The sequence below is a fragment of the Stenotrophomonas bentonitica genome (genome assembly GCF_013185915.1).
Taxonomy (GTDB): Bacteria; Pseudomonadota; Gammaproteobacteria; order Xanthomonadales; family Xanthomonadaceae; genus Stenotrophomonas; species Stenotrophomonas bentonitica.
The window spans coordinates 1423973-1444949 of the sequence record NZ_JAAZUH010000001.1 but is presented as its reverse complement, the minus strand read 5'-3'; the positions used below and the strand labels follow the sequence as shown (position 1 = coordinate 1444949).

At 68.5% G+C, this 20977-nt stretch carries 18 protein-coding genes and 1 tRNA gene; 10 read left to right on the top strand and 9 right to left on the bottom strand.

The window, feature by feature from the left end; translation table 11 throughout:
- Nucleotides 1-5: 5 nt before the first annotated feature.
- The 6 genes from ybgF (at nt 6) to HGB51_RS06375 (ending at nt 3716) form a co-directional block, all read left to right on the top strand.
- Nucleotides 6-818 carry a tol-pal system protein YbgF gene (ybgF, locus tag HGB51_RS06400; RefSeq protein ID WP_425505372.1) on the top strand — a complete coding sequence of 271 codons (813 nt, stop codon included), beginning with the start codon at nt 6-8 and terminating at the stop codon, nt 816-818.
- A gap of 121 nt (nt 819-939) precedes the next feature.
- On the top strand, nt 940-1638 hold the full coding sequence (gene queE, locus HGB51_RS06395) for a 7-carboxy-7-deazaguanine synthase QueE (RefSeq protein WP_070206982.1): 699 nt from the start codon (nt 940-942) through the stop codon (nt 1636-1638).
- Nucleotides 1639-1713: 75 nt separating this feature from the next.
- A complete protein-coding gene (gene queC / locus HGB51_RS06390; protein WP_070206981.1) occupies nt 1714-2379 on the top strand; it encodes a 7-cyano-7-deazaguanine synthase QueC in 666 nt (221 codons plus the stop codon).
- A gap of 78 nt (nt 2380-2457) precedes the next feature.
- A tRNA-Lys gene (locus tag HGB51_RS06385) sits at nt 2458-2533 on the top strand.
- A gap of 203 nt (nt 2534-2736) precedes the next feature.
- Nucleotides 2737-2928 (top strand): hypothetical protein, encoded by a 192-nt coding sequence (locus tag HGB51_RS06380; protein ID WP_070206980.1) that lies wholly within the window; start codon nt 2737-2739, stop codon nt 2926-2928.
- A 119-nt stretch (nt 2929-3047) separates the two neighbouring features.
- The gene (locus tag HGB51_RS06375; RefSeq protein ID WP_070206979.1) at nt 3048-3716 is read left to right on the top strand and encodes an MliC family protein; all 669 of its coding nucleotides are present in this window, start codon (nt 3048-3050) and stop codon (nt 3714-3716) included.
- 52 nt (nt 3717-3768) lie between these two features.
- Here HGB51_RS06375 and HGB51_RS06370 read toward each other — a convergent pair whose 3' ends face one another.
- Together HGB51_RS06370 and HGB51_RS06365 are read right to left on the bottom strand one after the other, a co-directional pair.
- On the bottom strand, nt 3769-4431 hold the full coding sequence (locus HGB51_RS06370; RefSeq protein ID WP_070206978.1) for a DUF3011 domain-containing protein: 663 nt from the start codon (nt 4429-4431) through the stop codon (nt 3769-3771).
- 469 nt (nt 4432-4900) lie between these two features.
- Entirely contained in the window at nt 4901-5302 is a 402-nt protein-coding gene (locus HGB51_RS06365; protein ID WP_070206977.1) for a response regulator, read from the bottom strand.
- A gap of 162 nt (nt 5303-5464) precedes the next feature.
- Here HGB51_RS06365 and HGB51_RS06360 point away from each other — a divergent pair, with 162 nt between their 5' ends.
- The gene (locus HGB51_RS06360; RefSeq protein ID WP_070206976.1) at nt 5465-5764 is read left to right on the top strand and encodes a TFIIB-type zinc ribbon-containing protein; all 300 of its coding nucleotides are present in this window, start codon (nt 5465-5467) and stop codon (nt 5762-5764) included.
- Between the two features lie 30 nt (nt 5765-5794).
- Here HGB51_RS06360 and HGB51_RS06355 read toward each other — a convergent pair whose 3' ends face one another.
- The 6 genes from HGB51_RS06355 to HGB51_RS06330 form a co-directional block, all read right to left on the bottom strand.
- A complete protein-coding gene (locus HGB51_RS06355; protein ID WP_070206975.1) occupies nt 5795-6307 on the bottom strand; it encodes a GNAT family N-acetyltransferase in 513 nt (170 codons plus the stop codon).
- 111 nt (nt 6308-6418) lie between these two features.
- Entirely contained in the window at nt 6419-7405 is a 987-nt protein-coding gene (locus HGB51_RS06350; protein ID WP_070206974.1) for a copper resistance protein B, read from the bottom strand.
- Nucleotides 7402-9198 carry a copper resistance system multicopper oxidase gene (locus HGB51_RS06345; RefSeq protein WP_070206973.1) on the bottom strand — a complete coding sequence of 599 codons (1797 nt, stop codon included), beginning with the start codon at nt 9196-9198 and terminating at the stop codon, nt 7402-7404. The genes HGB51_RS06350 and HGB51_RS06345 overlap by 4 nt, the downstream gene beginning before the upstream one ends.
- Before the next feature lie 97 nt (nt 9199-9295).
- On the bottom strand, nt 9296-9682 hold the full coding sequence (locus tag HGB51_RS06340) for a CopL family metal-binding regulatory protein (RefSeq protein WP_070206972.1): 387 nt from the start codon (nt 9680-9682) through the stop codon (nt 9296-9298).
- Between the two features lie 92 nt (nt 9683-9774).
- Nucleotides 9775-11577, bottom strand: a complete 1803-nt coding sequence (gene recQ, locus HGB51_RS06335) for a DNA helicase RecQ (RefSeq protein ID WP_070206971.1) — start codon at nt 11575-11577, stop codon at nt 9775-9777.
- Nucleotides 11578-11786: 209 nt separating this feature from the next.
- Nucleotides 11787-12344, bottom strand: a complete 558-nt coding sequence (locus tag HGB51_RS06330; RefSeq protein WP_070206970.1) for a Dps family protein — start codon at nt 12342-12344, stop codon at nt 11787-11789.
- 89 nt (nt 12345-12433) lie between these two features.
- Here HGB51_RS06330 and hrpA point away from each other — a divergent pair, with 89 nt between their 5' ends.
- Nucleotides 12434-16534: an ATP-dependent RNA helicase HrpA gene (gene hrpA / locus HGB51_RS06325; RefSeq protein WP_070206969.1), complete on the top strand. Its 4101-nt coding sequence runs from the start codon at nt 12434-12436 to the stop codon at nt 16532-16534.
- 42 nt (nt 16535-16576) lie between these two features.
- Here hrpA and HGB51_RS06320 read toward each other — a convergent pair whose 3' ends face one another.
- The gene (locus HGB51_RS06320) at nt 16577-17113 is read right to left on the bottom strand and encodes a hypothetical protein (RefSeq protein ID WP_070206968.1); all 537 of its coding nucleotides are present in this window, start codon (nt 17111-17113) and stop codon (nt 16577-16579) included.
- 107 nt (nt 17114-17220) lie between these two features.
- On the opposite strand from HGB51_RS06320, the gene HGB51_RS06315 reads away from it, so the two are divergent.
- Together HGB51_RS06315 and HGB51_RS06310 are read left to right on the top strand one after the other, a co-directional pair.
- A complete protein-coding gene (locus HGB51_RS06315; protein ID WP_070206967.1) occupies nt 17221-19374 on the top strand; it encodes a RelA/SpoT family protein in 2154 nt (717 codons plus the stop codon).
- Nucleotides 19375-19403: 29 nt separating this feature from the next.
- Nucleotides 19404-20963 carry a hypothetical protein gene (locus HGB51_RS06310; protein WP_070206966.1) on the top strand — a complete coding sequence of 520 codons (1560 nt, stop codon included), beginning with the start codon at nt 19404-19406 and terminating at the stop codon, nt 20961-20963.
- The last annotated feature ends 14 nt before the right edge of the window (nt 20964-20977 follow it).

The window sequence follows — 20977 nt, the reverse complement described above, 5'->3', positions numbered from 1 at the left end:
TGCGCATTGGCATCAAAACCTTGATGCTGGTCGTTGCGGCAGCCCTCGTGGCTGCCGCACCGGCGCAGGCCCAGCGGCAGAGCCTGGCCGACCGCGTTGGCGCGCTCGAACAGCAGGCCTACAACAACAGTTCCAACCAGGATCTGTTGAACCAGGTCACCCAGCTGCGTCAGCAGATGCAGCAGCTGCAGAGCACCGTTGAGCAGCTCCAGCACGAAAACGCCCAGTTGAAGCAGACCTCGCAGGACCAGTACCTGGACCTGGACGGGCGTCTGAACCGTATTGAAGGGGGCAGCGCCCCGATTCTGCCGGCCGCACCGGCCCCGAATGCACCCGCTGCCGCACCCAAGCCCGCCGTACCGGCAGCGGCCGCCACCGAGCGGCCGCCTTCCGTACACGGCGACCCGGGCAGCCTGGCCGCCAGCGGCGACGAGCGCACTGCCTACAATGTCGCCTTCGATTCGCTCAAGGCCGGCAAGTACGACGACTCCGCGCAGCTGTTCCTGAGCTTCCTGGAGCTGTACCCGAACGGCGTCTACACCCCCAATGCGCTGTACTGGCTGGGTGAAAGCTACTACGCCACCCGCAATTTCCCGCTCGCCGAGGCGCAGTTCCGCGACCTCCTGGCGCGCTACCCGACCCACGACAAGGCCTCTGGCGGCCTGCTGAAGGTCGGTCTTTCGCAGTATGGCGAAGGCAAGATCGACGAGGCCCAGGCCACCCTGGAGCAGGTCGTCAACACCTATCCCGGCTCGGACGCCGCGCGCACCGCGCAGGACCGTCTGCAGGCCATCCGCCTCGGCCAGCAGATCCGCTGAGGCGCCCCCCGGCCCAGGCCGGTATAATTCCCCGTTGGCCCGACGCAATCGGCCACACCCGGTAGAGCCACGCCCTGCGTGGCTGCTCTCGTTTCCGAAACCGCACTTTTTGATTTCCACCATGACCACCGCCACGTCCGACGCCATCGCCACCCCCAGCGAGATCGTGCAATCCCCGCTGCCGCGCCTGAAGATCACCGAGATCTTCACCTCGCTGCAGGGCGAAGCCGACGCCGCCGGCTGGCCGACCGTGTTCGTGCGCCTGACCGGCTGCCCGCTGCGCTGCACCTACTGCGACACCGCCTACGCCTTCCACGGCGGCACCTGGTGGGACATCGACGCGATCGTGGCCGAGGTGCTGGCCCAGGGCGTGCAGCACGTCTGCGTGACGGGTGGCGAGCCGCTGGCGCAGAAGCGCTGCCTGGTGCTGCTGGAGAAGCTGTGTGAGGCCGGCATGGACGTCTCGCTGGAGACCTCCGGCGCGCTGGATGTGAGCGGCGTGGACCCGCGCGTCTCGCGCGTGGTCGACCTCAAGACGCCCGGTTCGGGCGAAATGGCGCGCAACCGCCTGGAAAACCTGCCGCTGCTGACCCGTCGCGACCAGATCAAGTTCGTCCTGTGCAGCCGCGACGACTACGAATGGGCGCGCGCCATGCTGCGCGAGCACCGTTTGAACGAGCGCTGCATGGTGCTGTTCTCGCCCAGCAAGGGCCAGGTAACGCCGCGCGAGCTGGCCGACTGGATCGTCGAAGACCGGCTGCCGGTGCGCTTCCAGATGCAACTGCACAAGCTTCTGTGGGACGACGAGCCGGGCCGCTGAGCCCGTTCGAACGCCCCTGATGTACCGGCGCGGGACAGCGTGCTGGCTTTCCCGCAACCCACCGGAAACACCCTCATGAAGAACGCAGTTGTCCTCCTGTCCGGCGGCATGGATTCCGCCGCCGTCGTCGCCATGGCGCGTGAGCAGGGCTTCGCCGTGCACGCCCTGAGCGTCCGCTACGGCCAGCGCCACACCTCCGAACTGGACGCCGCCGCCGCGGTGGCCAAGGCGCTGGGCGTGGCCGCGCACAAGACCGTCAACGTCGACCTGCGCAGCATCGGCGGTTCAGCCCTGACCGACGACATCGACGTGCCCGAAGCGGGCGGCGAGGGCATCCCGGTCACCTACGTGCCGGCACGCAACACCATCATGCTTTCGGTCGCGCTGGGCTGGGCCGAAGTGCTGGGCGCCAACGACATCTTCTGCGGCGTCAACGCCGTGGACTACTCCGGTTACCCGGACTGCCGCCCCGAGTTCATCAGCGCCTTCCAGACCCTGGCCAACCTGGCCACCAAGGCCGGCGTGGAAGGGGCGGGCATCCAGGTGCACGCCCCGCTGCAGTTCCTGAGCAAGGCCGACATCGTGCGTGAAGGCGTGCGCCTGGGCGTGGACTTCGGCCTCACCGTCTCCTGCTACAACGCCGACGCCACCGGCGCGGCCTGCGGCCACTGCGACGCCTGCCGCCTGCGCGCCCAGGGCTTCGCCGACGCCGGCGTGCCGGACCCGACCCGCTACGCCTGATCGCGACGCGCCGGGGTACGCCTGCGGCGCAAGATGGGTTAGAATGCGCACCCCCGGCGCGAAGTCGGGGCATGCAATGGGCCGTTAGCTCAGTCGGTAGAGCAGAAGACTTTTAATCTTTTGGTCGATGGTTCGAATCCATCACGGCCCACCAATTGCATCAACGACTTAGGCGCCCGATGGGCGCCTTTTTTGTGCGCTGCGCAGGCCAACGGGTTGGACCGCTTGGCGTTCGCACTCCCGCTGCCGTGGTCGTATGTCGGAATTGCACGTAGATGTGGGGCTCCGCTTCCGGCTGTAATACGGCAAACGGGAAAGTAAGCGGAGTGATGGCGTCGTGTTAGAGAGCCTAGAACGATGAGCCGGAAGGAAACGGGCAAAGTTGCTCTACACGTGTGGGATGCCAAGGCCCATTTACAGACCGAGGACGATATCCGGTGGTTCTTGGAGGCAAGTCATGCAGAGGCTGGTGACGATGCACAGTTCGTAGCGCTGGCTGAGGCGATCGCTGACGAGGCACGAAAGCGCTTGCCGCTCATCATTTTCTAGTCAGTTCATCCCATAAACATCCTTCGTTGAGTTTGGCAATTGCGTTTGCGCCGTATACGCCGCGTACCGGTCAACGGGTGCACACTTGGGGCCTGTCCTGATCGCGCAGTGGAGCTGCCATGAATCGTTTCGTCCTGATCGGCCTGGGTGCGCTTGCGCTGGCGGCCTGTAAGCCCGCGCCGACCGACCCGGTGGCGCCGGCGCCCGCTGCGCCGACCAATGAGTCGCCGAAGCCGGTGGCGACTACTGAAACGCCTAGCGCTGCGGCCGCTGGGCAGGGCCCGTCGTTCGATTGCGCCAAGGCCGCGTCCGATGCCGAGAAAGCGGTCTGCGGTGACGCCCGTCTGTCGGCGCTGGATCGCGAACTGGCCGCGCTTTACAAAGCCGCGCAGACCGGTCCGGGCGAGCTGGACATTGCTGCTGAGCAGCGCGGCTGGATCAAGGGGCGTGATGCGTGCTGGCAGGCGGTCGATGCCAACCGTTGCCTGGTCGAATCCTACCAGACCCGCATCGTGGAGCTGCGCCTGTCCTCGGCATCGGCGCCGGCCGCGAAGGCGGTGCAATACATCTGTGACGACGCGAGCAAGCCGCTGTCGGTGGTGTTCCACAACGAACTGGACCCGCAGGTTGCGGTGGTCCGGTTGGCGCGCGACCAGGCGATTACGTTTGCTGCGCCGTCGGCAAGTGGCGCTCGCTATACGCGCGAGGGCGTGGAGTTCTGGGAACACCAGGGCGAGGCGACGCTGGACTTCTACGGTACGCGGTTGAGCTGCAAGGTCGGGGGCTGAACCCTCACCGTGGAGCCGGGCAGAGCCCGGCTCTACGGCAGGAGCGCGTCACTCAGCGTACGCGGTGGTAACGCACTTCGTTCTGGCGATCGCCCACTTCGGTCGTGACGAAGCCATCGCGGCTCTGGCTGATGTCGAACACGCTGTTGCCTACGTTGAGCTGGCCGCCGTTGACCCAGCCGGACAGGTTCTGGCCCCGGGCCTGCGCGCTCATGCGGCCATCGGATTCGATCCGCATGCGGATGTCGGCGTTGTACATCGGGTTGTAGCCTTCGAACTCGCCCACCATCCATTGCGGTACGTACGAGTTGTGGCGAGCACCCTGGTAGTTGTCGTCGTCGTAGCGCTGGTCGTCCTTGTTGGCGTTGTGCACCAGTGCGCCAAGGATGGCAGCGCCGATCAGCACGCCAGCGGCCACCTTGGCATCGTGGTTGCCGTCGTCGTGGTCGTTGTGCCGGTCGTTGTTGCTGACCCGGAACGAGGCGCGGCAACCGTCATCCACCCAGACGTTGCGCCGGTCGTAATCCCAGCTGCGGCCCTGGCGGCAGTCGGCGCCGGAGAGCTTCCGATCAAGCGTCACATAGCCGGCATACGGCAATGAACAGGACTGGTAGCGGTTGTCGCGGCTTTCGCAGGTGACGAAGTCGTCGGCACGCGCGTCGGCAAGGGTGGCCAGCAACAACAAGGGAGTGCCCAGCAGCAATCGGGTCTGCATGTTCGGGAGTCCGGTCAGAGGCGGCGGGGCACTAGCGTCATCCCCGTTCGGAAACGATGCGCAGACTTGGATGAAATCCGCATGAAAGGGTAGGATTTTTCTGCGCCGATCGGGCGTGCTGGAGGTAGGGGCCCCATGCGCACGTGGCAATTGTGTCTGCTGTTGCTGTTCCTGGGGCTGGCTGCCAGTCCAGCCTTTGCGGGCAACAAACCCTGTTCAGGCGCCAAGGGCGGTATCTCCCACTGCGCAGGCGGTTCTTTCGTCTGCAATGATGGATCGATCAGCGCATCGAAGAAGATCTGCACGGCGGGTGGCATCGGGGCGCAACTGGCGCCTGCCAGAGCGGCACCTGCCACAGCAGGGAGCTGCCCGTGCAGTAGCGGTCGGCTTTGCACAGGCCCACGCGGAGGTCGCTACTGTCTGACCCCGGCGGGCAACAAAAGCTATAAGCCTCGCGACTAACGCTGACTCAGGCGGCGCGGTCGACCTCGTGGTCGCCGAAACAGGCGCGGATGGCGTCCAGCAGTTCGCTCATCGAGTAGGGCTTGGGCAGGAAGTGGATGCCCGGGGCCAGGTGCGGGGTGACCCGGTCCGGCTGCAGGCCGGAGGTCACCAGCACCGGCAGGCTGGGGAACTGCTGGCGGATGCGGTGCGCGGCCTCGATGCCGCTCAGTCCGCCCAGGCAGACGTCGGTGAATACCAGGTCGAAGCGCTCGCCGGCCTGCAGCAGGCCCAGCGCGGCTTCGGCGGTGCTGACCGCGGCCACTTCGCAGGCTTGGCTTTCCAGCGCCATGCGGCTCAGTTCGCGGGTGTCTTCGGTGTCTTCGATCAACAGCACGCGCGGTTCTACATGGCGCTTGGACAACAGCATGACGCGGATTTCCCTGGCAGGACGGGTGGAGTGGCGCGGAAGTATGGGGAGGCGAAGGTGAGCGGGCCGTGCAAAGCGTGTTGCGGGCGCGTTGCGCTGTTGCCAACCGGTCAGGTAGGCCACGGTACAGTCGCTTTCTGACCCCGAATGGAGCCAAAACCGATGCAATGCCCCGTCTGCACGACCCAAGCGCTGGTGATGTCCGAGCGCCAGGGCATCGAAATCGATTACTGCCCGCAATGCCGTGGCGTGTGGCTGGACCGAGGTGAGCTGGACAAGATCATCGAGCGCTCGGTGGGTGCCGCCGCACCTGCGCCCGCCCGCGCGGCCGCGCCGCCGCAGCAGCAGGAATACGTGCAGCACCGGGATACCCGCCACCTGGGCCAGCAGCACCATGGCGATGGCCATGGGTATCGCAAGAAGAAGAAAGAGAGTTTCCTGTCGGACCTGTTTGATTTCTGACCGCTGCGGCGGTGTCCGCGCCGGTCCTGATCAGGGCCGGCGCAGGATGAATTCCAGGTCGCGGCTGTCGCCCACCGGGAATTCATAGGTGCCTACCTGCTGGCATCCATAGCGTGCGTAGAAGCGCTGCGCGCCGTAATTCTCCGACCAGACGCCGACCCACAGGGTGCGCCGCTGCGGCTGGTCCAGCCATGCCAGGAAAGCGTCCATCAGGCGGGCGCCGTGGCCGCCGCTTTGGTGGCTGGCCAGGACGTAGAGCCGCTTCAGTTCGATGTCGCCTTCCTGCGCGTCTGCGTGGGGGAGGCTGTTCGGGCCTGCGGCGAGGTAGCCGATGGGGTGGTCGTCGTCGAACAGCAACCAAGCGGCGCTGCGTGGGTCTTCGAGTTCCCGGCGTTGCGGTTCGGGGGAGTAGTGCGCGTGCAGGAACGCGGCGAGGTCCTCCGGCGGGTACGAGTCGCCGAAGGTTTCGGTGTAGGTGGTGATGGCGAGTTCGGACAACAGATCGGCGTCTGCTGGGGTTGCGCGGCGGATGGTGGTGGTCATGGGAGATTTCGAGGCGCGGTGCGGGAGTTTAGGTTGATCCGGCACCGCGAGGACACGCATGGCGTGTCCCTACACGGGGGCGTCGGAACCCGAAGCGTACGGCCGGGGCCCTCAGAACCAGAGGCGGACGCCGGCTACCCAGCGGGTGTCGCGGGTGTGTTCGCCTGCGGCCTGGTGGTAGTCCGCTGTGTCGCCGAACAAGCGTTCGTGGCTGATGCCGATGTATGGCGCGAAGCGGCGGCTGAACTCGTAGCGCAGGCGCAGGCCGGCCTCCACCTTGTTCAGGCCCGAGCCCATGCCATGCTCCGGTTCGTCCTTCGCTGCGAGCGTGGCTTCCACCAGTGGCTGCAGGATCAGGCGGTTGGTGAGCAGCAGTTCGTACTCGACCTCGAGCGTGGCCGCCAGCTGGCCGCCGTCGCCGGCGTAGGCGGTGGCGGAGGTTTCGAACTTGTACGGGGCCAGGCCCTGGATGCCGAGGGCGGCCCAGGTCCGGGACTCCGCCGGACGGAAATCCTGCTTTACGCCTACCAGTACGTCCCACCACGGCGACACGCTACGCCCGTACAACACTTCCAGATCGGACGATCCGGTCCGCCCGCCGCTGCGTTCGCCTTCGCTGCGCAGCCACAGGCGGTTGATGTTGCCGCCGACCCAGCCGCTGGCTTCCCATGCTTGGCCGGTGCCGTGCTGGCCGTCCCACTGTTCCAGGCGGTTGATCAACAGCAGGCTGTGGATCTCCGGTGCGTGTTCCATCGCGCCGTGATCAATGGGCGGGAACGCGGCGGCGCGGTCGGCGTCGGTGACGGCCGGAATGGGTTCGCGCGGCGTGGAGGGTGCAACAGCGTGACCCATGGCGGCGTGGTCCATTTTTGAATGGTCCATCGCCGAATGATCGACCTTCGGCTCGGCAGGCTTGTCATGCCCCATGGCTGAATGATCCATGTTGCCGTGGTCCATCTTCGAATGATCGACCGGTGCCTGCGAATCCTGCGATGCAGCTTCGCCATGGTTGTGCGACTGCGCCCATGCCGGCGCTGCCAGCGCAACCAGCAGCGCAGCACCCAGTACCTGCGGGAGGAGGGATCGAATCGTGCTCATTCTTCAATCCTCACTTCGCGCATCATGCCCGCTTCCATGTGGTACAGCAGGTGGCAGTGGTAGGCCCAGCGGCCGAGTGCGTCGGCGCGCACGCGGTAGCTGCGGCGGGTGCCGGGCGGCATGTCGATGGTGTGCTTGCGCAGGTGGAAGTCGCCCTGCGCATTCTCGAGGTCGCTCCATACGCCGTGCAGGTGGATGGGGTGCTGCATCATGGTGTCGTTGACCAGCACGATTCGCATGCGCTCGCCGTAGTTCAGGCGCAGCGGTTCGGCGCTGGCGAAGGGAATGCCGTCGAACGACCAGCTGAACTTTTCCATGTGCCCGGTGAGGTGCAGTTCCACTTCGCGGGATGGTTCGCGACCATCGGGATCCTCGAACAGGCTGCGCATGGCGCCGTAGGTCAGCACCTGGCGGCCGTTGTCGCGCAGGCCGATGCCGGGGTCGTCCAGCTTGGGCTCGGTGGCCATGCTCTGCATGTCGACCAGTGGGTTTCCGTCCTCGCTGGACGCGTGGCGCGGTGCCTTGCTGCTGCCCTGCGCGTTGCCGTGACCGGCGTGGCCCATGTTCGCGCCGCAGCCGCCTTCCATGCCTTTCATGTCATGGCCCATGTCACCATGCCCCGACATGTCATGCCCCATATCGCTCATGGTCAGCAACGGGCGCGGGTCGCGCGCGGGGATCGGTGCCTGCAGGCCGTGGCGCACGGCCAGGGTGCCGGCGGCGAAACCGGTGCGGCCCATGTCCTGGCAGAAAATGGTGAAGGCGTCCTGGCCGGTCGGTTCGACGATCACGTCAAAGGTTTCGGCGGGCGCAATGCGGAACTCGTCGATGCTCACCGGGTGGATGTACTGGCCGTCGGCGGCGACCACGGTCATCTTCAGGCCGGGAATGCGCACGTCGAAGTAGGTCATCGAGCCGCCATTGATGAAGCGCAGCAGGACCTTTTCGCCGCTGCGGAACAGCCCGGCCCAGTTGCCCGCCGGCGTGGTGCCGTTGAGCAGGTAGGTGTAGGTGTGCGCGTTGACGTCCGAAATGTCGGTCGGCGTCATCCGCATCCGGCCCCACATGCCGCGGTCGGCGGTGGCGGCGGACCAGCCGTCGCGGCGCACGTCACGCAGGAAGTCGGGCAGGGTGCGCTTGTAGTAGTTGTCGTGCTCGGCCAGCTTCTTCATGCGCCGGAACAGCGCGCCGGGGTCCATGTCGGTCCAGTCCGAGAGCAGGATCACGTGCTCGCGGTCGTACCGGTACGGCGCCGGCTGCAGCGGGTCGATGATCAGCGCGCCGTACAGCCCGGCCTGTTCCTGGAACATGGAATGGCTGTGGTACCAGTAGGTGCCGGACTGCTTCAGGGTGAAGCGGTACTGGTAGGCCTCGCCCGGGGCGATGCCGTTGAAGCTCAGGCCCGGCACGCCGTCCATGTTGGCCGGCAGCAGGATGCCGTGCCAGTGGATCGAGGTCGGGTGGCCCTGCAGCGTGTTGGCCACGCGCACGTTGACGGTGTCGCCTTCGCGCCAGCGCAGGATCGGCGCAGGCAGGCTGCCGTTGACGGTGATCGCCGGACGGGTGCGCCCGGTGAAATTGGCCAGCGACTCGCCAATGCTGAGCTGGAACTGCTCGCCGGTGAGCACCTGCGGGGCGGTGGCCACGCGTGGGCCGGCATTGGCCAGCGCACGCGACGGCAGGGTGGCACCGGCCAGGCCGGCGACCACGCCGCCAGCGGCAAGGCCCTGCACGAACAGGCGCCGTGACGGCAGCGGCGGGGCGCCCGCGCCGGGGAAAGAGGGGTGGGACATTGCAACTCCGGATCCAAAGGGCACGCACAGGTGCCGACAGGACGCGCGTGCAGGAGCACGGCATCGCGTTACGCAGGCGTTCGTGGTGAACGCGCGCTCAGGCGATGGGAGGGCGGGTGATCCGGTCCAGCGGCAGGCTGGGCAGGCGGGAGGACGCGACCGGCAACGGCGCCTGGAACAGCGGCGGGGGGAGGGGAAGCCAGGCTATCTGCGCGGTCAGGCTGGGCTGCTGGGCGCAGTTGCGCAGGCAGTCCTTGATCTTGCAGTGCTCGCTGTCATCAGGGGCCTGGGTGTCGTCGGTCCCGGTGGGGGCGGTGGGCAGGGCCGCGTGGCCTTCGCCGTGGCAGGGCGGCGCGGCGGCCTGCTGCACGGCGGGCGCCTGCGCCATTTCCAGCACCATGGGCCCGGCCATGGCCGCGTTCAGCCCGTTGAGCAACAGGCTGAGCATCAAGACCACGCGCAGGAGCAGGCCACCGGCAGACATGGGCGCCACCTTACCGGCAACGCGGTGTGTGCGCACCCCTGCCTGAACGGCAGGTTCAAGTCTGGACGTGGGTCTGGCAGGGCGCAGCGGCATCAGCCTTCTTCGCGGACGATCTCGACCAGCCGCTCGCCGTAACGGGACAGCTTGGTGCCGCCGATGCCACCGACCCGGCCCAGCGCGTCGATGCTGGTCGGGCGCTGTTCGGCAATGTTGCGCAGGGTGCTGTCGTGGAAGATCACGAAGGCCGGCACGTTCTGCTCGCGGGCCAGCTCGGCGCGCAGTCCGCGCAATGCGTTGAACAGGGCCAGGTCCTGCGGCAGCACGGACAGCCCGGTGCGCTGGCCGCTGCGCTCGCGCTCGCGGGTCTTGGGGCTTTCGCGGCGCATCATCACCTTGCGCTGGCCCTTCAGCACCTGGCGGCTGCCGTCGGTGAGGCGCAGGCCGCCGTAGGCGTCGCTGTCCACTTCCAGCAGGCCGGCGGCGACCAGCTGGCGGAACACGCTGCGCCAGGTGCGCGAATCGAGATCCTTGCCGATGCCGTAGGTGCTCAGCTCGGTATGCCCGAACTGGCGAATCTTGTCGTTCTCGCCGCCGCGCAGGATGTCGATAAGGTGGCCCACGCCGAAGCGCTGGCCGCTGCGGTACACGCAGCTCAGTGCCTTCTGCGCGGCCACGCTGGCATCCCAGGCGTCCGGGGGCAGCAGGCAGTTGTCGCAGTTGCCGCAGGGCTGCGGGTAGGTTTCACCGAACCCCGCCAGCAGCACCTGCCGCCGGCACTGCATGGATTCGCAGTAGCCCAGCAGGTGGTCGAGCTTGGAGCGCTCCAGCGCCTTGCGCTCTTCGCCGGCTTCGGACTGCTCGATCATCTGCTTGAGCAGCACCACGTCGCCCAGCCCGTAGCAGAGCCAGGCCTCGGCCGGCTCGCCGTCGCGGCCTGCGCGGCCGGTTTCCTGGTAGTAGCCTTCCATCGACTTGGGCAGGTCGGTGTGCGCGACGAAGCGCACGTCGGGTTTGTCGATGCCCATGCCGAAGGCGATGGTGGCGCACATGACGATGCCGTCCTCGCGCAGGAAGCGGCGCTGGTTGGCGGCGCGCACTTCGGCCGGCAGGCCGGCGTGGTAGGGCAGGGCGTTCATGCCCTCCTTGCACAGGAACTCGGCGGTTTCCTCGACCTTCCGGCGCGACATGCAGTAGACGATGCCGGCCTCGTCGCGGTGCCCGCGCAGGAAGTCCAGCAGCTGGCGCTTGGCGTTGTCCTTCTGGACCACGGTGTAGCGGATGTTGGGGCGGTCGAACGAGCTGACGAAGTGCTGGGCGTTGGTCAGGTCCAGCCGCTCGGCGATCTCGCGCTGGGTCGGCGGGTCGGCGGTGGCGGTCAGCGCGATGCGCGGCACGTCCGGCCAACGCTCGTGGAGCACGGTGAGCTGGCGGTACTCGGGGCGGAAATCGTGACCCCACTGCGAAACGCAATGGGCTTCGTCGATGGCGAACAGGGCGATCCGGCTGCGCGCCAGCAGCGACAGGAAGCGGCCGGTCAGCAGCCGCTCGGGCGCGACGTACAGCAGTTCCAGCTCGCCGGCGGCCAGTTCGCGCTCGACCCGGGCGGCGGTTTCGGCGTCCAGGGTCGAATTCAGGTACTCGGCACGCACGCCGAGCTGGCGCAGGGCTTCGACCTGGTCCTGCATCAGCGCGATCAGCGGCGAAATGACGATGCCGGTGCCGTCGCGGAGCAGGGAAGGGACCTGGTAGCACAGCGACTTGCCGCCGCCTGTGGGCATCAGGACAAGCGCGTCGTTACCGGCCGCGACATGCTCGACGATCGCCTGCTGCGGACCGCGGAAATCGTCGTAGCCAAAGATGCGGTGCAGCAGTTCGTGCGCGGGGCGGGAAGACATCGCGCTAGTTTACAGGCCAGCGCGACTGGACGCGGGTCATCCAATGCCGGATCTGAACGTGGGTGGGAGACCATTCGGCCGAGGAGCCCCCCTTGAGTCAAGGGGGGCGCGCCGACAGGCGCGGGGGCTGTGGCCGGCGACTTGTGCAGGGTCCAAGGTTTCGCGGAGCGGAACCTTGGAAATCCCGCAGGGGCAAAGCCCCAGAGGGATTACTGCAGCAGGGAGCGCAACATCCAGGCGTACTTCTCATGCGTCTGCAGGCGCTGGGTCATCAGGTCCTCGGTCGGGGCGTCGTCGGCCACGTCGAGCACTTTGCGGGCGGTCCGGCACACGGCCTCGTTGGCAACCACCAACTGGCGTACCATTTCACGCCAGTCGGCGCTGTTGGTCAGGCCCGGTTCCTCGGCGATCGAGGTCAGGGCGGCGAACTCGCGGTACGAGCCGGGGGCGTTGAAGCCCAGGGCGCGGATGCGCTCGGCCACGTCGTCCAGGGCCGCCCACTGCTCGGTGTACTGGGTTTCGAACATGACATGCAGCGAGTTGAACATCGAGCCGGTCACGTTCCAGTGGAAATTGTGGGTCTTCAGGTAGAGCGTGAACGCGTCCGCCTGGAAGGCCGCCAGCCCGTCGGCAATCTTCTTGCGATCGCCCACCTTGATCCCGATATCGATGTTCGGGGCCGAGGGCGCCGCCGGCAGGGACGGGGTCGAGGCAGCCAGCTTCTGCTTGGTGGCCTTGGGCTTGGCCGGGGATTTGGTCTTCGCCATGGGGGAGTTCCTCTTCGTGGAGTGGATGGTCTTCACAATAGATCAGACTAACCTTCAGTAGTACTCATACGTATTAAACGATTCGATTGATGACAGCTATCAAACAACCTGCCGCTTCGTCCTTCTCTTCGCAGCAGGCCGCCATTGACGGGGCCATGAGCCGGGACCGCGGTCGTCTGCTCGGCCTGCTCTCGCGCCTGCGTGCCAAGCCGGCCGATGCGGGCGTTGCGGCGGCCTTCGAACAGGCGCTGCAGGCCTCGGTACAGCGGCGCCAGGCGCGGGCGCAGAACCTGCCATCGATTACTCTGGACGACAGCCTGCCGATTGCGCGTGAAGCCGAGCGCATCACCGCGCTGATCCGCGACCACCAGGTGGTGGTGATCGCCGGCGAAACCGGCTCGGGCAAGACCACCCAGCTGCCCAAGCTGTGCCTGGCCGCCGGGCGCGGCGTGGCCGGCATGATCGGCTGCACCCAGCCGCGACGGATTGCCGCACGTGCGGTGGCCACGCGCGTGGCGCAGGAACTGCATTCCGAACTCGGCGCTACGGTCGGCTACCAGGTGCGCTTCACCGACCGGGTCGGCGATGACACCCGCATCAAGTTCATGACCGACGGCATCCTGCTGGCGGAAATCAGCAGCGACCGCTGGTTGTCGCAGTACGACACGCTGATCGTCGACGAAGCGCACGAGCGCAGCCTCAACATCGACTTCCTGCTCGGCTACCTCAAGCAGCTGCTGCGCAAGCGTCCGGACCTCAAGCTGATCGTCACCTCGGCGACCATCGACACCTCGCGTTTCGCCCAGCATTTCGACGATGCGCCGGTGATCAGTGTGGAAGGCCGCACCTTCCCGGTGGAAGTGCGCTACCGCCCGCTGGAAGGCGAGGGCGGCGGCGATGCGGACGGCGGCCGCGACGGCGAGCGCACCGTCAACGATGCGGTGGTGGCCGCGGTGGACGAGATCACCCGCAGCGACCCGCGCGGCGACATCCTGCTGTTCTTCCCGGGCGAGCGCGAGATCCGCGACGCGCACCAGGCGCTGGAGCGGCGCAAGTACCGCGAAACCGACGTGCTGCCGCTGTATGCGCGACTGTCGGTGAAGGACCAGGACCTGGTGTTCAACCCGGGCAGCAAGCGCCGCATCGTGCTGGCCACCAACGTGGCCGAAACCTCGCTCACGGTGCCGCGCATCCGCTACGTGATCGACCCCGGCCTGGCCCGGGTCAAGCGCTACAGCCCGCGCCAGAAGCTGGACCGGCTGCATATCGAGGACATCTCGCAGGCCAGCGCCAACCAGCGCAAGGGTCGCTGCGGGCGTGTGTCCGAAGGCATCTGCTACCGCCTGTATTCGGAGGCCGATTTCCAGTCGCGCGCCGAATTCACCGACCCGGAAATCCGCCGCTCCAGCCTGTCCGGGGTGATCCTGCGGATGCTGCAGCTGGGCCTGGGCCGGATCGAGGATTTCCCGTTCCTGGAAGCGCCGGATGAGCGCGCCATCGCCGACGGCTGGCAGCAGCTGGGCGAACTGGGTGCGGTGGATGCCGAGCGCCGCCTGACCCCGATCGGGCGGCAGATGGCGCGGCTGCCGGTGGACGTCAAGCTGGCGCGCATGCTGGTGGCCGCGCAGGCGCAGGGCTGCCTGCGGCCGATGCTGGTGATCGCCTCGTTCCTGGGCATCCAGGACCCGCGTGAGCGCCCGCCCGAGGCCCGCGCCGCCGCCGACAACGCGCATGCACTGTTTGCCGACGGGCGTTCGGAGTTCGTTGGCGTGCTGCGCCTGTGGGAAGGCTATCGCCAAGCCCACGAAGACCTCACCCAGTCCAAGCTGCGTGGCTGGTGCGAACGCCACTTCCTCGGCTTCCTGCGCATGCGCGAGTGGCGCGAGCTGCACCGCCAGCTGCGCGTGCTGTGCGAGGAACTGGGCTGGAACGAGGAGCCGGTGGACACCGCGATGGCGCCGCTGCTGGCCGGCTCGTCGGCGCCGGCGCCGGCACGCGATGACGCGGCCAAGGCCAAGGCCACCCGTGGCCAGCAGCACCGAGCCGCGCGGCTGGCCCGTGAGGGCAAGAGCGAAACGCCCGCCGCCGCCGCGCCCGCCGCTGCGCCTGCACCCGCCGAGGATGCGCGCGCCGGTTTCAGCGAACGCGTCCGCGCCAACGCCTACCAGACCCTGCACCGCGCGTTGATCGCCGGCCTGCCCACCCAGGTCGGCCACCGCAGCGACAAGGGCGACTTCCTGGCCCCGCGCCAGCGCCGTTTCCTGCCGTTCCCGGGCTCGGTGATGGCCAAGCGTCCGCCGCCGTGGCTGCTGGCCGCCACCCTGCTGGACACCCAGAAGGTGTGGGGCCTCACCAACGCCGCGATCGAGCCGGACTGGGTGATCGCCGAACTGCCGCACCTGCTGCTGCGCAAACACTTCGACCCGCACTGGTCGCGCGCGCAGGGCCAGGTGCTGGCCTCGGAGCAGATCAGCCTGTTCGGGCTGGTGCTGGCACCGAAGAAGCCGGTGCATTACGGTCGCATCGCGCCGGGCGAAGCGCACGACATCTTTGTGCGCCAGGCACTGGTGAGTGGTGAGATCAACACCCGCGCCAGCGTCATCGCCGACAACCTGAAGGTGCTGGAGCAGGCGCGCGAGGAAGAAGCCAAGCTGCGCCGCGCCGGCATCGTCGCCGACGAGGACTGGCAGGCCCGCTGGTATCTGGACCGGATTCCGGCCGAGATCCACTCGGCCACCGGCCTGGATGCGTGGTGGAAGGGCCTGGCCCCGGAAAAACGGCGCGCGCTGGCGTGGTCGCTGGGCGATCTGCTGCCCGGCGAGGGCAGCGATGCCGAGCGGTATCCCAAGTACCTGCCGCTGGGCGACGCGCGGCTGGCGCTGCACTACCGCTTCGAGCCGGGCAGCGAGGACGACGGCGTCAGCCTGGACGTGCCGCTGCACCTGCTCAACGCGCTGGACCCGGCGCGGCTGTCGTGGCTGGCGCCGGGCTTCGTGGCCGACAAGGCCTCGGCGCTGATCCGCAGCCTGCCCAAGGCGATGCGCCGCAACTACGTGCCGGCGCCAGACTTCGGCCGTGCCTTCGCCGAAGCGTTCCCGGCGCCGACCGCAGACGACCTGCGCGGTGAGCTGGCGCGTTTCCTGTCGCGTGCCACCGGTGCGCAGGTGAGTGCGCTGGACTTCGACGAAACCGCGCTGGACGCGCACCTGCGCATGAACCTGCGGCTGCACGATGCGCAGGGCAAGCTGCTGGCCACCTCCCGCGACCTGGACGCGCTGCGCGCGCGCTTCGGCGAGCAGGCCGGCGATGCGTTCGCGCAGCGCGCCGGGCGCGCGCTCGCGGCCGAAGGGCTGCGCGAGTTCCCGGCCGCCGCGATCCCGCTGCAGGTGCCCGGCGAAGCCGGCGTGCCGGCCTATCCGGCCCTGGTCGATGCGGGCGAGACCGCCTCGCTGCGGATCTTCGCCGACCGCAACGAAGCGCTGGAACAGCATCCGCGCGGCGTGCGCCGCCTGCTGGAGATCGCGCTGGCCGACAAGGCCAAGCAGGCGCGCAAGCAGCTGCCGGTGCCGCCCAAGACCGGGCTGCTGTATGCGGCGATCGAGTCGCAGGAGCGCCTGCGCGGCGACCTCGTCGATGCGGCGATGAATGCCGTGCTGGCCGAGGGCCTGGGCGAGATCCGCGATCCGGGCACGTTCGCCAAACGGCGCGACGCCGCCGGCCGCGAACTGTTCGGCGAGGCGATGGCGCGGCTGAAGCTGGCCGAGAACATCCTGGGCCATGTGGCCGAACTCAAGCCGCTGCTGGAGGCGCCGTTGATGGGCTGGGCGCGTGGCAATCTGGACGACCTGGAGCAGCAGCTCGCGTCGCTGGTCCACCCGGGCTTCCTGCGCGAAACGCCAGCCGATGCGCTGGCGCAGTACCCGCGCTACCTGCGCGCGATGATCCTGCGCAGCGAACGCGCCAAGCGCGATCCGCCGCGCGACCAGGCGCGGATGCTGGAGCTGCGGCCGTTCCTGGATGCGCTGGATGAAGCGCAGGCCCGTGGCCTGCGCGAGCGCCCGCAGTGGCAGGCCCTGCGTTGGGACCTGGAAGAACTGCGGGTGTCGTTGTTCGCGCAGGAGCTCGGCGCGAAAACCGGCATTTCCGCCAAGAAACTGGCCCAGCGCGTGGCGGCGCTGCGCCAGGCCTGATGTGCGGTCGCCCCGTGCCAATGCGGCACGGGGCGCACGGATTTACTTGACCCGCTGGACCTTGGCGCGGGTGTTGGCGCCCTTGACCTGCATGTACCATACGCCCGCCATTCCCGGCGTGATCGACACCTCGGGATTGGTACGGCGCACGCCGGACAGGGTGACGTCGTCGCTCTGCTCCCATTCCTGCTTGTTGGCCAGTACGTAGCGACGGCCCTTGCCAAAGCCACGGAACTCGCCCTCGAGCGTGCTGACGATCGGTTCCTTGCTGCCGAAGTCGAAGAACCCACGGTTCTTCACGATGACTTCCTGGCGGCCTTCCTCGCGGGCCTCTTCGCGGACCTGCTCGCGGACCTGCTCACGCACGTCGGCCGTGACCGCCTCGACCTTGCCCTGCAGCCAGCCGTTGAGCGCGGCCAGTTCGGTCGGGCTGAGCTTGTCCAGGCCAGCGGCCTTGAACTCCGCCGGCGACATCTGCTGCTGCAGGTCGCCGCCGACGATGCGCTGGGCGAGCGCGGGCCCGGAAAGGCCCAGCAGGACGGCCGCACAGGCCAACAACCTCAGACGGGTAAAACGCATGGCAGCTCTCCAGGGATTGAACGGTGACAGGTACGGGCGACGTTTGTGATTGTCCGCCAACGATAGCAGCGCTAGTGTAGGGCTCTCTGTCTTTCCTGCATGATGCTGTGAACCGCGCTTCCGTCCCCGGCCTGGATGGCCTGCTGAACCGACCCTCGGCCGCCGCGCTGCCCCCCGTGCTGCGCGACGCGCTGCTGCAGCGCTGGCAGGCCGACGACGCCGACCACACCCAGGCCGCACCGTGGCCGGTGCTGGGCGACACCCTCGACGCGCTGGCCCTGTTGTCGGCCGACGACAGCGCGCTGCTGGCAGCGCTCCTGTTCGACCTGCCGTGGCTGCGCGCCGGGCTGGAGGGGTTGCCGCTGGGCAGCCACAAGACCGCTGTGGTCGGGCTGCTGGACGGCCTGGATGCGGCCGACCAGGTCTGGGCGCTGCATGCCGGACGCGACGCCGGGCGCAACAGCGAAGGCCTGCGCCGGCTGCTGCTGTCGATCATCCATGATCTGCGGGTGGTACCGATCCTGTTGGCCCGGCAGCTGGCGCGGATGCGCGCGGCCGACCGCCTGCCCGAGGAACAGCGCCGTGCGCTGGCCCAGCTGACCCGCGACATCCATGCGCCGCTGGCCAACCGGCTCGGCATCTGGCAGCTGAAGTGGGAACTGGAAGACCTGGCGTTCCGCCACCTGGAGCCGGAGACCTATCGGCGCATCGCGCGCGAAGTCGACGAAACCCGGCTGGCACGCGAGCGCTACGTCGAGCACGTCAAGAAGGTGCTGTCGCGCGAGCTGCTCGCGCAGGGCATCGAGGCCGAAGTCAGTGGGCGTCCGAAGCACATCTACAGCATCTGGCGGAAGATGCAGAAGAAGCGGCTGGCCTACGAACAGCTGTACGACATCCGCGCGGTGCGGGTGATGGTCAAGGACGTGGCGGCCTGCTACGCCGCGCTGGGCGTGGTGCATTCGCTGTGGGCACCGGTGCCCAGCGAGTTCGACGATTACATCGCCCGGCCCAAGGCCAACGACTACCGTTCGCTGCACACCGCCGTGGTCGGCCCGGAAGGGCGCACCATCGAAGTGCAGATCCGCAGCCACGACATGCATGCGCAGGCCGAGCTCGGCGTGGCTGCGCACTGGCGCTACAAGGAAGGCAGCAAGGGCGCGGAGAAAGCCTTCGACCGCAAGATCACCTGGATGCGCCAGTTGCTGGAGCAATCGCAGGACGGCAGCAGTGGCGAACTGGCCGGCGCGCTGGATGCGGAGCTGACCGAAGACCGGGTCTATGCGCTCAGTCCCAAGGACGAGGTGATGGACCTGCCGCAGGGCGCCACGCCGCTGGATTTCGCCTACCACGTGCACACCATGGTCGGGCACCGCTGCCGCGGCGCCAAGGTCAACGGTCGCATCGTGCCGTTGACCTACCGGCTGCGCAGTGGCGACCGCGTGGAAATCCTCACCGGCAAGGAGGCCGACCCGCGCCGCGACTGGCTGCTGGCGTCCAACGGCTACCTGGCCAGCAACCGCTCGCGCGAAAAGGTGCGTGGCTGGTTCCACAAGCTCGACCGCGCGCGCAACGTGCAGGCCGGGCGTGACCTGCTCGACCGCGAGCTGAAGCGGCTCGGGCTGCAGCAGGCCGACCTGTCCATCGCCACGCGCAAGTTCCACGCCGACAGCGTGGACGACCTGTACATCCAGGTCGCGCTCGGCGACACCGGTCCGCACCAGGTCAGCCGTGCGCTGCTGGAGGCCGAACGGGCCGCCACCCAGCCGGCGGCACCGGTGCTGCCACGGCCGACCGCGCGCCGCGACAGCCTGGGCAAGTCCAAGTTCACCGTGCAGGGCGTGGGCAACCTGCTGGTGCAGTTGGCCCGCTGCTGCCAGCCGGTGGCCGGCGAACCGATCGTCGGTTACCTCACCCGCACCCGTGGCGTGACCGTGCACCGCACCGACTGCGCCGCGCTGGCACGCCTGTCGGCGACCAGTCCGCAGCGCATCCTGCCGGTGGAATGGGGCCAGGCGGGCAGTGGTTACGAGGTCGACGTGGTGGTCGACGCGGTCGACCGGCGCTGGCTGCTCAAGGACATCACCAACCTGATCGCGCAGGAAGATGCGTACGTGCTGGACATCCACAGCGACAACGTCCGTAACAGCGGCCGCGCGCACCTGCGCCTGCGGCTCAAGGTGAGCGATTACGGGCAGCTGTCGAACCTGCTCGGAAAGCTGGATGCCTTGCCCGGGGTCAGTGACGCGCGGCGTCTGGGCTGAGCTCACGTGACCCGCGCTACGCTCACGGAATGAGCCGCTCTCCCGACCAGGAAGACACCGCGCATGCCGCCCTGCGCCGCGTGCGCCGTGAGGGCCGCTGGTGGTGGCTGCAGGCCCGGCATGCGCGCCGGATCTGGCGCTGGACGCTGCTGGTGGCGGTGGCGGTGTTCGTGCTGCTGGTGGCATTTGGCCGTCCGCTGGCCAACTGGTTCTGGAACGAGCCGCAGGTGGAGCAGCTGCTCGACCGCGGCGACCGGGCGCTCGCCGCAGGACGCCTGAGCGCACCTGATGGCACCGGCGCGCGCGAGTGGTATCAGGCCGCACTCGCGCTGGACACCGACCGGCCGCAGGCGCGTGCCGGCCTGGCCCGGACCGGCCGGGCCGCGTTGCAGCAGGCCGGCGCGGCGCTGGATGCCGGCGACACCGCCGCGGCGGAGCGGGCGCTTGCGCTGGCGCGCGAGCTGCAGGTTCCGCAGCGCGATGCCGACGCGGTGGCGCGCCGGCTGCGCGACCATGAAAACAGCGGTGCCGGTGTCGGTGCGCTGCTCGGGCGCGCCGAATCGGCGTTGCAGGCGCAACGCCTGGTCGGCAGCGACGACAGTGCGCTGCCGCTTTACCAGCAGGTGCTCGACCGCGCGCCCAACAACCTGCGGGCACTGGAAGGGCGCGAGGACGCGTTGTCGGACCTGCTGCAGCAGGCGCGCGCCGCGGCCGTGAAGGGCGACGTGGTCGCCGCCGCCACCCGCGTGCGCAGCGCGCGCGGCTTCGACCCGGGCCATGTGGACCTGCCGGCGAGCGAGGCGGCGCTCAACGCCGCGCTTGAAAAGCGCCTGGATGAAGGCCGGCGCCTGTTGCGCCGCAAGCGCTGGGACGCCGCCGGCGAAGCCTTCCAGACCGTGCTTGCCGCGCGTCCGGACGACGCCGGCGCGCAGCAGGGGCGGCAGGCGGCGATTGAAGGACTGCTCGTCACCACCGCACGCGAGGCCGCCGATTTCCGCTTCGACCTGGCCGGGCAGGCGCTGAAGTCGGCACGCGCGCTGGGGGCGACCGAGCGCCAGTTGGCCGCTGCGAAACGCTCGATGGCGCAGGCGCGGGTGGCCGAGCGCGCATTGACCGCGCCTGCGGGGCCGGCGGGGTCGGTCGAGCCGGCCCTGGGGGAGCTGCTGGCGCGCTTCGACGACGCCCAGGCCCGTGGCGACATCCTCACCCCACCCGGGCGCAGCGCCTACGACGCGCTGCGTGAGATGCAGGCGCTTGCGCCGCAGGACCGGCGCGTGCGGGCGGCGGCCGTGCGCCTGATGCCGGCCGCCCGGCAGTGCGTTGAAGATGGTCTGCGCGAAAACCGGGTGCAGGCGGCAGGGACCTGCCTGGATGCCTGGGAGACGCTTTCGCGCAGCGGACCCCAGGCCGATGCGCGGCAACGCCTGGGCCAGCGCTGGCTGGCGATCGGCAGCGAGCGGCTGGGTCGCGGCGATGTGCAGTTCGCACAGGAGGCGCTGCAGCAGGCCGCGCACTGGGGCATTCCCTCGTCGGCTGCCGAATACCAGGCCCTGCAGCAGCGGCTGCGCGACGTCGATGCGCTGCGTTGAGGCTATAGTGCGCG

Bases quoted from the DNA above. Each gene is read 5' to 3' on its own strand.
- queE (WP_070206982.1), top strand. From the start codon at position 940: ATGACCACCGCCACGTCCGACGCCATCGCCACCCCCAGCGAGATCGTG.
- queC (WP_070206981.1), top strand. From the start codon at position 1,714: ATGAAGAACGCAGTTGTCCTCCTGTCCGGCGGCATGGATTCCGCCGCC.
- HGB51_RS06380 (WP_070206980.1), top strand. From the start codon at position 2,737: ATGAGCCGGAAGGAAACGGGCAAAGTTGCTCTACACGTGTGGGATGCC.
- HGB51_RS06375 (WP_070206979.1), top strand. From the start codon at position 3,048: ATGAATCGTTTCGTCCTGATCGGCCTGGGTGCGCTTGCGCTGGCGGCC.
- HGB51_RS06370 (WP_070206978.1), bottom strand. From the start codon at position 4,431: ATGCAGACCCGATTGCTGCTGGGCACTCCCTTGTTGTTGCTGGCCACC.
- HGB51_RS06365 (WP_070206977.1), bottom strand. From the start codon at position 5,302: ATGCTGTTGTCCAAGCGCCATGTAGAACCGCGCGTGCTGTTGATCGAA.
- HGB51_RS06360 (WP_070206976.1), top strand. From the start codon at position 5,465: ATGCAATGCCCCGTCTGCACGACCCAAGCGCTGGTGATGTCCGAGCGC.
- HGB51_RS06355 (WP_070206975.1), bottom strand. From the start codon at position 6,307: ATGACCACCACCATCCGCCGCGCAACCCCAGCAGACGCCGATCTGTTG.
- HGB51_RS06350 (WP_070206974.1), bottom strand. From the start codon at position 7,405: ATGAGCACGATTCGATCCCTCCTCCCGCAGGTACTGGGTGCTGCGCTG.
- HGB51_RS06345 (WP_070206973.1), bottom strand. From the start codon at position 9,198: ATGTCCCACCCCTCTTTCCCCGGCGCGGGCGCCCCGCCGCTGCCGTCA.
- HGB51_RS06340 (WP_070206972.1), bottom strand. From the start codon at position 9,682: ATGTCTGCCGGTGGCCTGCTCCTGCGCGTGGTCTTGATGCTCAGCCTG.
- recQ (WP_070206971.1), bottom strand. From the start codon at position 11,577: ATGTCTTCCCGCCCCGCGCACGAACTGCTGCACCGCATCTTTGGCTAC.
- HGB51_RS06330 (WP_070206970.1), bottom strand. From the start codon at position 12,344: ATGGCGAAGACCAAATCCCCGGCCAAGCCCAAGGCCACCAAGCAGAAG.
- hrpA (WP_070206969.1), top strand. From the start codon at position 12,434: ATGACAGCTATCAAACAACCTGCCGCTTCGTCCTTCTCTTCGCAGCAG.
- HGB51_RS06320 (WP_070206968.1), bottom strand. From the start codon at position 17,113: ATGCGTTTTACCCGTCTGAGGTTGTTGGCCTGTGCGGCCGTCCTGCTG.
- HGB51_RS06310 (WP_070206966.1), top strand. From the start codon at position 19,404: ATGAGCCGCTCTCCCGACCAGGAAGACACCGCGCATGCCGCCCTGCGC.